12 protein-coding genes are annotated in these 14536 nt (G+C 60.0%); 7 read left to right on the top strand and 5 right to left on the bottom strand.

Going from position 1 to position 14536, the window contains the following annotated elements:
- Positions 1-14: 14 nt before the first annotated feature.
- Positions 15-494 (bottom strand): hypothetical protein, encoded by a 480-nt coding sequence (locus ACR0FB_RS02170; RefSeq protein WP_171632096.1) that lies wholly within the window; start codon positions 492-494, stop codon positions 15-17.
- Positions 495-590: 96 nt separating this feature from the next.
- Between ACR0FB_RS02170 and trkA the strand changes: the two genes are divergently transcribed.
- The 5 genes from trkA (at position 591) to ACR0FB_RS02145 (ending at position 5474) form a co-directional block, all read left to right on the top strand.
- Positions 591-1967, top strand: a complete 1377-nt coding sequence (gene trkA, locus ACR0FB_RS02165) for a Trk system potassium transporter TrkA (RefSeq protein ID WP_152458149.1) — start codon at positions 591-593, stop codon at positions 1965-1967.
- Positions 1967-3505, top strand: coding sequence for a TrkH family potassium uptake protein (locus tag ACR0FB_RS02160; RefSeq protein WP_171723168.1), 1539 nt, complete (start codon positions 1967-1969; stop codon positions 3503-3505). The genes trkA and ACR0FB_RS02160 overlap by 1 nt, the downstream gene beginning before the upstream one ends.
- Before the next feature lie 132 nt (positions 3506-3637).
- The gene (gene hfq, locus ACR0FB_RS02155; RefSeq protein WP_005982826.1) at positions 3638-3877 is read left to right on the top strand and encodes an RNA chaperone Hfq; all 240 of its coding nucleotides are present in this window, start codon (positions 3638-3640) and stop codon (positions 3875-3877) included.
- A complete protein-coding gene (gene hflX, locus ACR0FB_RS02150; RefSeq protein WP_480619519.1) occupies positions 3877-5154 on the top strand; it encodes a GTPase HflX in 1278 nt (425 codons plus the stop codon). The genes hfq and hflX overlap by 1 nt, the downstream gene beginning before the upstream one ends.
- Positions 5155-5168: 14 nt before the next feature.
- A complete protein-coding gene (locus tag ACR0FB_RS02145) occupies positions 5169-5474 on the top strand; it encodes a putative quinol monooxygenase (RefSeq protein ID WP_480619517.1) in 306 nt (101 codons plus the stop codon).
- Between the two features lies 1 nt (position 5475).
- Here ACR0FB_RS02145 and ACR0FB_RS02140 read toward each other — a convergent pair whose 3' ends face one another.
- The 4 genes from ACR0FB_RS02140 to hemB form a co-directional block, all read right to left on the bottom strand.
- Entirely contained in the window at positions 5476-5871 is a 396-nt protein-coding gene (locus tag ACR0FB_RS02140) for a nuclear transport factor 2 family protein (RefSeq protein ID WP_171632108.1), read from the bottom strand.
- A 109-nt stretch (positions 5872-5980) separates the two neighbouring features.
- On the bottom strand, positions 5981-8443 hold the full coding sequence (locus ACR0FB_RS02135; RefSeq protein ID WP_480619515.1) for a penicillin acylase family protein: 2463 nt from the start codon (positions 8441-8443) through the stop codon (positions 5981-5983).
- 168 nt (positions 8444-8611) lie between these two features.
- Positions 8612-9187, bottom strand: coding sequence for a lipid-binding SYLF domain-containing protein (locus ACR0FB_RS02130; protein ID WP_171362765.1), 576 nt, complete (start codon positions 9185-9187; stop codon positions 8612-8614).
- 142 nt (positions 9188-9329) lie between these two features.
- A complete protein-coding gene (gene hemB, locus ACR0FB_RS02125; RefSeq protein ID WP_171723173.1) occupies positions 9330-10328 on the bottom strand; it encodes a porphobilinogen synthase in 999 nt (332 codons plus the stop codon).
- A 120-nt stretch (positions 10329-10448) separates the two neighbouring features.
- Between hemB and ACR0FB_RS02120 the strand changes: the two genes are divergently transcribed.
- Both ACR0FB_RS02120 and mfd read left to right on the top strand, forming a co-directional pair.
- Positions 10449-10973 carry a component of SufBCD complex gene (locus ACR0FB_RS02120; RefSeq protein ID WP_152458141.1) on the top strand — a complete coding sequence of 175 codons (525 nt, stop codon included), beginning with the start codon at positions 10449-10451 and terminating at the stop codon, positions 10971-10973.
- A gap of 21 nt (positions 10974-10994) precedes the next feature.
- On the top strand, positions 10995-14453 hold the full coding sequence (gene mfd / locus ACR0FB_RS02115; RefSeq protein WP_480619513.1) for a transcription-repair coupling factor: 3459 nt from the start codon (positions 10995-10997) through the stop codon (positions 14451-14453).
- The last annotated feature ends 83 nt before the right edge of the window (positions 14454-14536 follow it).

Here is a 14536-nt window from a genome sequence, read left to right as displayed (position 1 = left end):
CCGGTCGCACGGCCTCAGCCGGCCTGACCGGGCGTTATGATCTGAAATGAGCCGTCATCGAATTTCACAAAGCACGACGCGCTGTTGAGCGGTGGCAAAGTGGTTGTTCGCGTTGCGGGCACGCGTGATTTCACGTTCTGTTTGCACGGCGGCAGGCTTACGGGTCGAAACCCTTTCTGTGCCATGCATTGCGCTTCGACCGTGTTGCGCAGGCCCTGATTCACATCCACGGTATAAACACGGCCGGGCTGCCACCAGCCGGGTGATTGATAGCAACGACCCCTGCCATCGCAATATGTGCGCCCCGGCCAATAGGTTGGCGGGCTTTGGCGGATCTGATTGGCTACCGGCACTTCCTTGACCGCCTTCAGCTGGCACTGAGTGGTCTCTTTTTGCAGGCGCGATACGGTTTCACCTTCGCGGTAGTACAGCGAAAGTGGTCCGCAAGAAGACAGCACCATCAAAGGTAACAGCATAGGAAACAGCGTTTTCATATGCTTATCATGCCGCAGCCGGGCTGCGATGACAATTCAATTGACCGCTCTGGGGGCATCTGTCATTCAATCCTTTCAGGCAGAAGGGCCAGAAGCATGAAGGTCATTATTTGCGGTGCGGGTCAGGTCGGCTGGCAGATCGCGCGGCATCTTTCGGGCGAGCTGAACGATGTTACCGTCGTGGACAACAATCCCGACCTTGTAAGGCGGGCGACTGAAACGCTTGATGTGCAGGGGATCGCCGGGTTTGCAAGTTATCCGGACGTGCTGGAACGGGCAGGGGCCCGTGACGCTGACATGATCATTGCCGCCACCCATTCGGATGAGGTGAACATGGTCACCTGCCAGATGGCGCACTCGGTCTTTTCGATCCAGCGCAAGATCGCGCGCCTGCGGTCGAAATCCTATCTCGAGGCGATCCACTCGGATCTGTACCGTCGTGATCATCTGCCGATTGATGTGGTGATTAGCCCCGAACGGGAAGTTGCCGCCGCCGCAATGCGCCGCCTGTCTGCCCCATCCGCCTTTGACACCGAGATTTTCATGGACGGCAAGGCGCAGCTGCTTGGAGTGCGGGTGGAAGAGGATTGCCCGATCGTCAATACACCGTTGCGGCAGCTGACGGATCTGTTCTCGACCCTCAGTTCCATCGTGGTTGGGGTGCGGCGCGAAGGCACGCTGTTCGCTCCCGAATCCGAGGATCAGCTGTTCGTGGGCGATGAATGCTATGTCTTCACCAACGTCAAGGACGTGGATCGCACCATGGAGGTGTTCGGCAAGGCGCAGAAGCGGCAGGATCGCGTGGTGATCGTGGGCGGCGGAAATGTCGGGCTGGAAGTGGCCAGAACGCTGGAAGAACGCGAAAGCCGCGTGCGGGCCAAGATCATCGAGCGCGACCGCCATTGCGCTGAACTCGCCGCCGAAGCTCTGGAACGGACGATCGTGCTGCATGGCGACGGGCTGGATGCCGGGTTGCTGAGCGAGGCGGGGATCGAACGGGCCGATGCGATGCTGGCAGTTACGGATGACGACCGTACGAACATGCTGGCTGCGGTGCGTGCCAAGGCCGAAGGGTGCGCTCTGGCGATTGCATTGATCAACGACCCCAGCATGGTGGCCCTGATGGGGCCTTTGGGGATCGATGCTTATATCAATCCGCGGGCCACGACCGTCAGCTCGATCCTGCGGCACATCCGGCATGGACGGGTGCGTCAGGTCTATTCAATCGGGGACGCCGAGGCCGAAGTGATCGAGGCCGAGGTTCTGTCGACCTCGCCTATGGCCGGGCAACGTCTGCGCGATATCGACTTCCCCGAGGGGGTGCTTGTGGGCGCGGTCCGCAAGGGAGACGAGGTTCTGCGACCGACAGGCAGCCTGCGGATCGATGAAAAAGATGTGGTCGCAATCTTTGCCATGGCCAAGGACGTGCCAGAGGTTGAACGACTGATGCAGGTTTCAATCGATTTCTTCTGATGGCGCATGCAGGGACACAACAGGTTGGATTGTTGCGGCGGTTGCCGTTGTTCCTGCTGATCTGGGGCATTGCATCCCTGACCATGTGGATTCCGGCGATCTATGCGTTGGCTCTGGACGATCACGACACGTCACGATCCTTTCTGTATTCCGGGATTCTCGGCTTGTTTCTGGTAGCCACCATCGCGATGGCGTCCTCCAACCGCATACCCCGGCGCGGCACGTTGGGGCAACTGGCGGTGATGCTGGCCTGTTTCACGCTGCTGCCCATATTTCTTGCGATCCCATTTCACGACGCGCTTGGTACGACCACCTTTCTGAACGCCTATTTCGATATGGTCAGCTCTCTTACGACCACGGGGGCGGACCTGTTTCCGGATCCGGCCCGCCTGACGGCCCCGTTGCATTTGTGGCGCGCCATGGTCGGTTGGATGGGCGGCCTGCTGATGTGGATCGCCGCTGCGGCTATCCTTGCGCCGCTGTCGCTTGGCGGGTTCGAGGTCACTGCCAAAGGCCAGCCGGGGCGCCCGGTGTCAGGGGTGGCGCAGAGCGAACGCGTGGACCCGCGTGGCCGTCTGATCCGTGTCGCCAGGACCCTGACGCCAGTCTATGTCGGGCTGACGACCGTGATCTGGGTTCTTCTGTTGATCGCCGGTGAAGTCGGTCTGACGGCGGTGTGCCATGCGATGGCAGTGATGGCCACGTCCGGCATCTCCCCGGTCGGGGGCATGGAAGGGGCGCAGGCCGGGTTTACGGGCGAAGCCATCCTGTTTCTGTTCCTGTTCTTTGCTCTCTCGCGTCTGACTTTTTCGAAGGATACCGCGACAACAGGCTATTCCCGTCTGGATACGGACCCCGAGTTTCGTATTGGTCTGATGATTGTCCTGGGCGTCGCAATCCTGTTGTTCTTCCGGGTTGTTGCGGGCGTGACGGAAATCGGTGGTCAAATGGAACCATTGCAGGCCTTGCAGGTCATCTGGGGGATGCTGTTCACCGTTCTGGCTTTCCTGACGACGGCCGGATTCGAAAGCGCGAACTGGAACGACGCACAGCAACTGTCGGGTTTGGGAACGCCCGGTTTGCTTTTGATGGGGCTGGCATTGATCGGCGGCGGGGTCGCGACGACAGCCGGAGGGGTCAAGCTGTTGCGGGTCTTCGCGCTGTATCTGAATGGCGCACGAGAGATCGACCGCCTGATCTATCCCTCATCCGTCAGCGGTGCAGGGGGGGGCAATCGCCGCATTCAAAGCGATGGTGCGTTCATCGCCTGGATCTTTCTGATGCTCTTTGCGCTGACCCTTGCGGTCTTCAACCTTCTGCTTGCGGCGATGGGGTCCGGATTCGAACAGGCCATGGTGCTCAGCGTGGCCACGCTCAGCACGACGGGGCCGTTGATCGAGTTGGCCACCGACGTACCAATTCGCCTGATCGATCTTTCTGCCAGCGCCAAGCTGACGCTGTGCGCGGCCATGGTCATCGGGCGTCTGGAAACGCTGGCGATCATCGCCCTGATCACCCCGTCGCTTTGGCGGGATTGAGCCGGGCACATCGTGCGGCGGCTAACGCCTGATTTTTCATCTGGAATATCTGTGCGTAGCACTCCATACTCTGCCGGAGGGAGCGCGTTGGTCCGCAGCGCGTAGCAAGAACAATGGCGAGATTATAAAAATATGGCTTCGGACAGACAGAATCTTCAGGATGCCTTCCTGAACAATGTACGGAAAGCTAAGGTTCCGGTCACGATTTTCCTGATCAACGGTGTGAAATTGCAGGGTGTCATCACCTGGTTCGACAATTTCTGCGTATTGTTGCGCCGCGACGGACAGTCGCAGCTGGTCTACAAACACGCGATTTCGACCATCATGCCGTCACAGCCGATTAACCTGTATGAGGGCGAAGACGCCTCTTGATGGAACATGAGCGGGCGCGCACCCGGGCCTGGGTGCTGCATCCCGAAATCAAATCAGACGAACAGCGCCGTGTCCCCGAACCGGCGCTGGAAGAGGCGGTGGCACTGGCTGCCGCTTTGCCCGATCTGGACGTGATCGGGTCAGAAGTCGTGCGACTTCAACGCGCGCAGGCCGGGTATTTGTTCGGCAGCGGCAAGATTGAAGAACTTGGTGCGCGTTTTCGCGACAACGAGGTTGAGCTGGTTCTGATCGACGGGCCGGTGACCCCGGTGCAGCAGCGCAATCTGGAAAAGGCTTGGAAGGTCAAGATCCTCGATCGGACCGGGTTGATCCTTGAGATTTTCAGCGATCGCGCCCGCACGCGGGAAGGGGTGTTGCAGGTCGAGATGGCCGCGCTCAGCTATCAGCGGACGCGGCTGGTACGGGCGTGGACTCACCTTGAACGTCAGCGCGGTGGTTTGGGATTTGTCGGCGGACCCGGCGAAACCCAGATCGAAGCCGACCGCCGCGCCATTGACGAGCAACTGGTGCGCTTGCGGCGGCAGTTGCAGAAGGTGGTCAAGACCCGGACACTGCACCGGGCCGCCCGGGCCAAGGTGCCTTATCCAATCGTCGCACTCGTCGGGTATACGAACGCAGGGAAATCGACGCTGTTCAATCACCTGACCGGGGCCGAAGTGATGGCCAAGGACATGCTGTTCGCCACACTGGATCCGACCATGCGCCGCGTACAGTTGCCCGACGGCCCCGAAGTGATCCTGTCGGACACGGTGGGCTTTATCTCGAACCTCCCGACCGAGCTTGTGGCGGCTTTCCGGGCGACGCTGGAAGAAGTCCTGGGGGCCGACCTGATCGTCCATGTGCGTGATATCAGCCACGAGGAAACCGAGGCGCAGGCGCAGGATGTCGAGGCGATCCTGACCTCGCTGGGCGTCGACGAAGAGAGGCCCCGGCTTGAGGTCTGGAACAAGATAGATCTGCTGAGCGCTGATGAACGCGAGGCGACATTAGCGCGGGCGGACCGAGATCCTGAGATATTTGCGATTTCGGCTGTAACCGGGGAAGGCATCGCACCTTTGCTGTCCGAGATCGCGATGCATCTGCAAGGTGCACGGCGTGAGGCGGTGTTGGATCTGTCTTTCTCGGACGGGGACAAGCGGGCCTGGTTGTTCCGGCAGGATGTGGTGCGCACAGAAGAACAGACCGATGACGGTTTCCGCATCACGGTATTGTGGACCGATAAACAGGCGGCTCAGTTCGAGGCGCTGAAGAATTAGCGATGGGGCCGGATATGTCCGACAAGCCGGACCAAAGAGTGTTCCTGACCGGCCATATCGATGTGCCTGTGGACCGGCTGGAAGAGGTGCGCGCGGCGTTGCCGGACCATGTGAAACTGACCCGTGCGGAACAGGGCTGCGTATCCTTTGACGTGATCGAGGATCAGACCTGTCCGGGTCGGTTCAACGTGTCAGAAGTATTTGCAGATCAGCAGGCTTTCGATGCACATCAGGCCCGGACACGGGCGTCTGACTGGTCGCGGGTCACTCAGGGGATACCGCGGGACTACAGGATAGAACGCGCATCCAGTGGACGTTGAGTCAGGCCCCGTCAATCTGCCGTTGATGGTCATCGGCGTCGAACCAGCCCGATGATGATTGTACAAGGTAATCTGACGTCAGTTCCCACTCTTCCCAGCCGCGCGCTATGACGTGATTGCCGGTTACGGAATGGTGCCCTTCGCGGGTCCAGACAAATATGGCATGAGATCCGGCCCATCGCATCATGTCGCAACGCAGCTCGAGATCCGGAAAATCCGCGTAAAAACTCCGGGCCATGTCGGCGATCGCCACGCGCCCCTCGATCGGGTCGCCCCGGTTGATGGTGACCTGCCCGTTTGACGCGAAGAAGCCGGCAACCGCGTCGGGGTCACCCGAGCTCCAGGCTATTGCGTAGTCTCGCGCGAGGTTATTCAGAGTATCCCGAATGCTGGCCATACTCGCCCCCTTTTGGTCCCACATGATCGGTGCCGTTATGTTAGGCGAATAAAGCTGTCGGTGCCACGATGCCCCCGCGCACAGGGCGGGGACTTGCCGAATAGGCGGATTATCGCGGGATCAGATTGGTAACCCCGACAGCCGCAGCGCGGGCCAGATCAAGATCCAGTGACATGGGTATGTATTCGCCACGCCGCCACAGCTGCGCCTGATCGTCATAGTAACGCGACAGGAAATGACCCGATTGCCCGGTCGCCGTAATGAAGACCGAGCTGTTGGGGTCGGCAAAGTCATAAACCCCGCGATACCCGGCGCCGTGCACATTCTGGAACGGATCAGGCCCTTCGCCCGATGTTCGGCCACGCAGCAATGTGTTGTCGCCGCCGCTGGTCGATTGGCGAATGTTCACAAAAAAACGCAATATAGGGACAGAGCCCAGCACGGGGTGATCATGCGTTGCCTGATGCGCGTCGCCCCAACGCAGGGATTCAAGTGCGCTGCCATATCGTTCAGAGATCCAGATCAGCGCGTCGTCCAGCGCAAGCCGTGCCATCTCGGTGCATGTCTCGACCGGTGCGCTTTGGATCACGTCGCACCAGACACCCGCGCCGTCAATGTCGCGGTAGACCCGTTCGATGAACAGCGGTTCGACATGTTTGTATTCACTGGCCAAAGGCCCAAGCTCGTCCGAGATCAGCCGGATTTGCAGCGCACGCAGCCAGGCCGCATAGATCAACGGCTCGGGCAGGTGTTCGTTCATCTCACCGTTCCAGTCCGCCAGCAGCGACAGCGCGATCTGGCGTTGGCGTTCCGGCGTTCCTTCGGGGGCCGAAGCCCCGGTGAACCACAGATCGGCACCGATCAGCGGCAGCAGAGACCGTGCGGTAAAGCTGACCGTGTCCAGCTGTGCCTCGATAAAGCTGTCGCGGGTATGCACCTCGCGCGATTGCATCAGGCGCTCCCAGCGATGCACGCGCTGCGTATCGCCCCATTCATACGAAACGTGATCCGGGAACGGGCGGTCTATGATCTTGTTGTTCGTGTTGCCCAGAACACCGCCGACGGGGGCCACGAATTCGGGGTTGTCGGCATAGGGCAGGCGGCCTTGCCAGCGATTGGTCTCGATCCAGCCGGGCGAGGGGATACGTCCCCGGCTTTGGTTTTGCGGATCACGCCGAGGCATGGCGCCGATCAGCTTCATCCCGATGGTCGTCTTGTCGACCAGCGACAGGTTTTGAGAAGGCGCGGTGAACTGCTCACCGACCGCGATGGCCTGCTCCACGTTGTCGGCGTTCATCAGCGCCATGGACGCCGACATCGACGTGTCCCGCGGGCTGAGCGCCGTCCAGGACAGCGACGCCACATGGCCCGGCGGTGTGATCGTTTCCAGCTTGTAATCCGTGCCCGGCAGCACTGGCCCATTGTCTGTCCAGCGCAGGGTCAGCGTAACCGGAGCTTCCCCCTTGATCTCGATGATCGAAGGGCGGGTCTGGAATTCCTTGAAGCCGGTCGGGGTCAGGTATTCCTCGGGGTTGCCAGGATTCAGTTGCTCGATATGTACGTCCTGATCGTCAAGATACGAGGATGTAAGCCCCCATCCCAGCCGGTCGCTGCGTCCGGTCATGATGGCGGGCACACCGGGGATCGAGGCCCCGATGACACCGCCTTTTTCCAATCCGAGATGTGCCAGGTACCAAATCCCGGGCGCAGTGAAACCCAAATGAGGGTCGTTGGCCAACAGGGTTCCGCCACTTGCAGAACGTGACGGCGCGGCGGTCCAGGCGTTTGAAGCTCCGGCCAGACCACGTTTGGGAAGGGGCGAAAGAGGTGTGTCGGGAATGTCCGTTCCCGCCGCATACCTCGGAAGATTTGGGAACAGGGTGGCATATTCCGGCAACGCCGCGATCCCGGGCCCGGGAACGTCGGGCAGGATATCGGCCAGACGTTCGGGGTTGTTCAGCATCAGGGACGTGCGCGCACGCAGAACTTCATCGGTCAGGTGGCCTGACAGTTGCAGCGCCATCAGCTTGATCATCGCGATACTGTCACCCGGTTGCCAGGGTGAGACCGGGGCGTTGAACAGGAACATCTCGGGTGCGCCGCGACCCAGCGCCTCTTCGTTGATCTCGGTCAGGCGGGCATTGACCCCGGCGGAATAGGCACGCAAGGCGGCCTTGGTATAATCGTCCTGCACCTCGACCGAGCGGTGGGCCAGCCCGTAAAGGTCCAACCTGCGCAGCAGCTTGTCGATGTGAAGCGTGCGCGGGCCAAAGACCTCGGACAGTCGGCCTTGCGCGGTACGGCGCATGACGGTCATCTGCCACAGTCGGTCCTGAGCATGGGCATATCCCAATCCAAAGAACACATCGGGATCGGTCTGACCCAGAATATGCGGCACGTTGGCGGTGTCGCGTACGATTTCAACCGGGGCGGTCAGACCGTCGACCTCAAGCGTTTGGTCATAGTCCGGCAGGGATTGGCTGGCCAGAAAATAGACAAGGCCCATGGCGGCGAGGATCAGGATGATCAGACCCGACGCGATGCGCACCAGCCAGCGGAAAACAAGACCCATTACTGCCCCAGATTCTTATTCAGATGAAGGTTGGACAAAGACTAGAGGATGGTGGGTCTGACCGAAAGAGGAACGCGGCAAGAACCTGCGTGGAAAGGGTTAAAACGAATGCCCCGCCGCAGTTTTACGCTGCGACGGGGCCGTTTGAGGGGGAAGTGGTAATCCGGGTTAGGGAATGATGCGGGTGTATTTCGTACCTTCGACGGTCGCGCCGAATTTAAGACCGGCCTGGCCAAAGACCACCGCCAGCACCGGTGAACGCAGTGTTGTCGTGTCCGTGGACAAGGAATTCCCGGTTGCGTCAACCACATATCCAATATCGGCGCCGGCTGTCCATCCGCTGGAACGGCGGAAATCGTTCAGCGCATCTTCGGTCATGAAGAACAGGATATGCGCATATTGCTGCGCACCGATTTGCAGACCTGCGGTTCCGGAAATTGCAGAATAGTAATCGACCGTGGCGCCGTTGATGCGCAGCGCGCCTTGGCCGTAGGCACCGCCAAAGAAGATCAATCCGGCGTCGGTGATCAGGGGCATAACCAACATGCCGTTGGCTTTGTTCGCGATTTCCACGGTGTTGGGGTACCGGCTGTACATTTCGGTCAGCGTGGCATCGACGCGGGCATCGATCGTGGCCGAGTTTGAGTTGCCGACGCCGTTGCCACAGGCAGCGGTCAGGGACAGGCCTGCCATGCCCAAGGCAAAGCCGCGACGGTTCAGTCGGGGGGAGTTGGAACTGCTCATGGTTTTTTTCTCTGTAACTGTGCCTGATGTGTCGGGTGATCCCGATCTTGCCGGCAAGGATACGCCGATTAGGGCGTTGTGTCACGGGAAAGCTGCCCGCTCAAGGGGGCTTGTCGGCGAAAAGTTGCGACTCTTCGGGGTTTTAGCCCTGCAGGATCCGGGCAACCTGAGGCGAGAAATAGGTCAGAATACCGTCGCACCCGGCGCGCTTGAAGGCCAGCAGGCTTTCCAGCATCGCCTTTTCTCCGTCGATCCAGCCATTCTGGGCGGCCGCCTGGATCATCGCGTATTCCCCCGATACCTGATAGGCATAGGTGGGCGCACCAAAGCAGTCTTTCACACGACGGCAGATATCCAGATAGGGCATTCCGGGTTTGATCATCACCATGTCCGCGCCTTCGGTCAGATCGCGTTCGATCAGGCGCAGGGCTTCGTTCGAGTTGGCCGGGTCCATCTGATAGGTTTTCTTGTCGCCGGTCAGCGCGCCCGAGGCGCCGACGGCGTCGCGGAAGGGGCCGTAAAAAGCGCTGGCGTATTTCGCGGCATAGCTGAGGATCATCACGTTGTGATGCCCGGCGCCTTCCAATGCGCGGCGCATTTCCCCGATCCGGCCGTCCATCATATCCGACGGTCCGATGATGTCGGCACCGGCATCGGCCTGGGCAAGGGTCATCTTGACCAACGCTTCGATGGTCTGATCATTCACGATCTCGCCGTCGACGACATAACCGTCATGACCATTGATATTGTACGGGTCCAGCGCCACGTCCGTCATCACCGCGATGTCGGGGGCTGCCGCCTTGATCGCCCGGATGGCCCGGTTCGACAGGTTGTCGGGGTTCCAGGCTTCGGCGCAGTCTTCGGTCTTGAGCGCGGAATCCGTGTAGGGAAAGATGCATATCGCCGGGATTCCAAGCGCTTGCGCTTCGACGGCCGCTTTTGCAATCAGATCCACCGACCGGCGAACCACGCCCGGCATCGAGGGAACGGGTTCTTCAACCCCTTCGCCGTCGCGGACGAAAACGGGCCAGATCAGGTCGTCCGTGGTCAAGACATTCTCGCGCACAAGTCCGCGGATTGCCCGGGATTGACGGGCACGCCGAAAGCGGGTCATGGGATAGGGGGCAACGGTCGGTTTCATGGCGCGTTCTCCTTGAACATTCGTGCATTGGGTGGCATGAATTCACAAAGGTCTCAAGGGTATCAATGGACGCGGCAGCGTGGCCGAACCTCCCTGAGTGGTTTGAATAAAGGGTTGGGTTTGGACTGGTACTCTTCGATCTTTGAAGTCATCGACATGCGCAGCTTTTCGAATCTCTGGTTCTGGATCGTGCTGGCGGTTGTCTGGTCTTCGGCGAGTCACTGGGTAATGGGCATTCCCTACGATCTGGTGGTACGTGCCCGACGCATTGGCGGGCAGGTCGAGATCGACCTTCTGGACATCGTTCGCATACACACCAACCGGATCCTGTTGATCGTCGACATGTCAGGCACCATCCTGTTGGCATTCGGGTGTTTTCTGTTCACCGGGCTGGCCACGCTTGGATTCTATTACGGTGTCGAGTTCGCGCAGGCCGTGTTCCTTCTTCTGTTTCCACTGACGCTTGTTCTGGTGGTGAACATCGTGCACGCGCGACGATTGCGGCGGCAGGAACTGACGCTCGAGTCTGTTTCGAAAACCATTGCGCGCTGCCGGCTCTATACCCAGATCATAGGCATGATCTCGATACTGGTCACTTCGTTCTGGGGCATGTATCAGAACATCTCGATTGGCGTTCTGGGATAGCAAAATCTGAAAGGCGAGGCGATGAAGGCTCCGAACCACGTGACAGTTGGCGGCGCCCCCGAAGGGTTTGACGCGCAGCTTGTGCTGAACGAAATCGCCCGCAGCAACGGGCCGGTGGCCCATGTCGCACGTGACGACAAGCGGATGGAGGCGATGCGCGCGGCACTGGCCTTCTTTGCCCCCGACATGCCGGTCTTCGTGTTTCCGGGCTGGGATTGTCTGCCCTATGACCGGGTGTCACCCAACGCCGACATTTCAGCGGCCCGCGTTGCCACGCTGGCGGCTCTGGTTCACCAGATGCCGCAGAAATTCGTGTTGTTGACGACATTGAATGCGGCAACCCAACGCGTCCCGGCGCGAGACGTGCTGCGCGAGGCGGCGTTTACCGCCCGTGTCGATCAGCGCATTGATGAGGCCGCGCTGCGTAACTTCCTGGTGCGCATGGGCTTCACGCAAAGCCCCACCGTGATGGAGCCGGGTGATTATGCAATTCGCGGCGGTATCATCGACATCTTCCCGCCGGGTGAATCGGGCCCCGTCCGTCTGGACCTGTTCGGAGACGTACTGGACGGCGCGCGCCGTTTTGATCCCGTGTCTCAGCGCACGACCGAAAAACTGGACATGGTTGAACTTGCGCCGGTGTCCGAGGTCATTCTGGATGATGCGGCCATCACGCGGTTCCGCCAGAACTATCGCATCGAATTCGGCGCCGCGGGCACGGATGATCCGCTATACGAAGCGGTAAGCGCCGGTCGCAAGCATCAGGGTATCGAACATTGGCTGCCCTTCTTCCACGAGAAGCTTGAAATACTGTTTGATTATCTGCCGGATGCCACGATCACCGTCGATGATCAGGTTACACCGGCCAGATTGGCCCGATGGGAGACGATTGCCGATCAATACGAAACCCGGCGTCTGGCGCTGGAAAACCGATCCCGCATGGATACGGTCTATAAACCCACACCTCCGGGGTTGCTGTATCTGGATGATGCCGCGTGGGAGGCGGCTGTCGCGGATCGGCGTGTCATGCAGTTCAGCCCCTTGCCGCAGGCCTCGGGTCCCGGTGTCATCGATGCGGGCGGGCGGATCGGGCGCAATTTTGCTCCGGAACGTCAGCAGGAAAGCATCAGCCTGTTCGGTGCTTTGGCCAGCCACATCAGCGCCAAGCTTGACAAAGGTCCGGTGCTGATCGCGTCCTATTCAGAAGGTGCGCGCGAACGTCTGACCGGCCTGATCGAGGATGAAGGTCTGGCAGAGGCGATTCCCATTGCCAATGGAACGCGCATCGGAAAGCGCGGCTTGCACCTTGCCGTCTGGGCGTTGGAGCACGGGTTCGAAACTCCTGATCTAACGGTGATCGCTGAACAGGACGTACTGGGCGACCGCTTGATCCGGCAACCCAAGAAGCGCCGCAAGGCCGAGAATTTCCTGACCGAGACCCAGTCGCTCAGCCCCGGCGATCTGGTGGTGCATGTGGATCACGGCATTGGTCGTTATATGGGGATGGAGGTCGTCACGGCCGCCGGTGCCGCCCATGAATGCCTGCTGCTGGAATATGCCGAGCAGGCAAAGCTGTACCTACCGGTCGAAAACATCGAACTGCTGTCGAAATACGGCCATGACGAAGGGCTTTTGGATCGACTCGGCGGTGGCGCTTGGCAGGCCAAGAAAGCCAAGCTGAAAGAGCGCATTCGCGAGATGGCGGACAAGCTGATCCGCATCGCGGCGGAACGTGCGCTGCGTAAAGCCCCCGTGATGGATCCACCGCCGCACGCGTGGGAGGAATTCAGCGCGCGTTTCCCCTATCAGGAAACCGATGATCAGTTGCGCGCCATCGCCGAGGTGATGGAGGATATGCACTCGGGCGCGCCGATGGACAGGCTGATCTGCGGTGACGTCGGCTTTGGCAAGACCGAGGTGGCGATGCGCGCCGCCTTTGTCGCCGCCATGTCCGGCGTGCAGGTTGCGGTGGTGGCACCGACAACACTGCTTGCCCGACAGCATGCCGCAAGCTTCAGGGAACGGTTTCGCGGCTTCCCTCTGGAAGTGCGGCAATTGTCGCGTTTCGTCTCGGCCAAAGAGGCGCAGCAGACACGTGACGGGCTGGCCAAGGGCACGGTCGATATCGTGATCGGGACCCATGCGCTGTTGGCCAAGAACATACGGTTTCACAATCTGGGTCTGCTGGTCATCGACGAAGAACAGCATTTCGGTGTTGGACACAAGGAACGGCTGAAGCAACTACGCAGTGACATCCATGTTCTTACCCTGACCGCAACCCCGATTCCGCGAACCTTGCAATTGTCACTGACAGGGGTGCGCGATCTGTCGATCATCGGCACACCGCCCATCGACCGTCTGGCGATCAGAACCTATGTCAGCGAATTCGACGCGGTCACGATCCGAGAGGCGCTGCTGCGCGAACACTATCGCGGCGGGCAGAGTTTCTACGTGGTTCCGCGCATCTCGGACCTGCCCGAGATCGAGGAGTTCCTGAAAAGCCAGCTGCCCGAACTGACCTGTGTGGTTGCACACGGCCAGATGGCGGCAGGTGAACTCGATGACCGAATGAACGCGTTTTATGACGGAAAGTATGATGTGCTGTTGGCCACAACTATTGTGGAAAGTGGTTTGGACATTCCAACGGCGAACACGATGGTCGTGCACCGCGCCGATATGTTCGGTCTTGCGCAGCTTTATCAGATCCGGGGCCGGGTGGGCCGGTCCAAAACCCGCGCCTATGCCTATCTGACCACCAAGCCACGACAGAAACTGACCGCCACTGCCGAGAAACGCCTGCGGGTTCTGGGCTCGCTGGACACGCTGGGTGCCGGGTTTACTTTGGCCAGTCAGGACCTCGACATTCGGGGCGCTGGCAATCTGCTGGGCGAAGAACAGTCTGGCCAGATGCGCGATGTGGGCTATGAGCTTTATCAATCCATGCTGGAAGAAGCGATTGCCAAGATCAAGGCCGGCGAGATGGAGGGCCTGTCAGATGCCGACGACCAATGGGCCCCACAGATCAATCTGGGCGTGCCGGTTCTGATACCCGATGATTACGTACCCGATCTGGATGTTCGTCTCGGCCTCTACCGCCGCTTGTCGTCGCTGTCGACCAAGGTCGAGCTGGAAGGTTTTGCCGCGGAATTGATCGACCGTTTTGGCAAATTGCCGAAAGAGGTGAATACTCTGATGCTGGTCGTGCGCATCAAGGCCATGTGCAAACGGGCAGGCATCGCCAAGCTGGACGGAGGCCCGAAAGGCGCGACGATCCAGTTCCACAATGACAAGTTCGCATCCCCTCAGGGATTGGTCGAATTCATTCAGAACCAGCGCGGCATGACCAAGGTCAAGGATAACAAGATCGTCGTGCGCCGGGATTGGAAGAAAGACAGCGACAAGATCAAAGGGGCCTTTGCGATTGCCCGCGACCTTGCTGAAAAAGTGGTCGCGGAAAAGAAAAAGACCAAGGCTGGCTGATGGGCAAGATGGGGCTCTGCCCCCGCTGCGCGCGCCGCGCATCTCCCCCGGGATATTTGCGGCCAGATGAAGTCACGGATCCC

The organism is Ruegeria sp. P10 (assembly GCF_056534925.1).
Note: the sequence above shows the minus strand (reverse complement) of the source record. Positions and strands in the feature narration are given on the sequence as shown.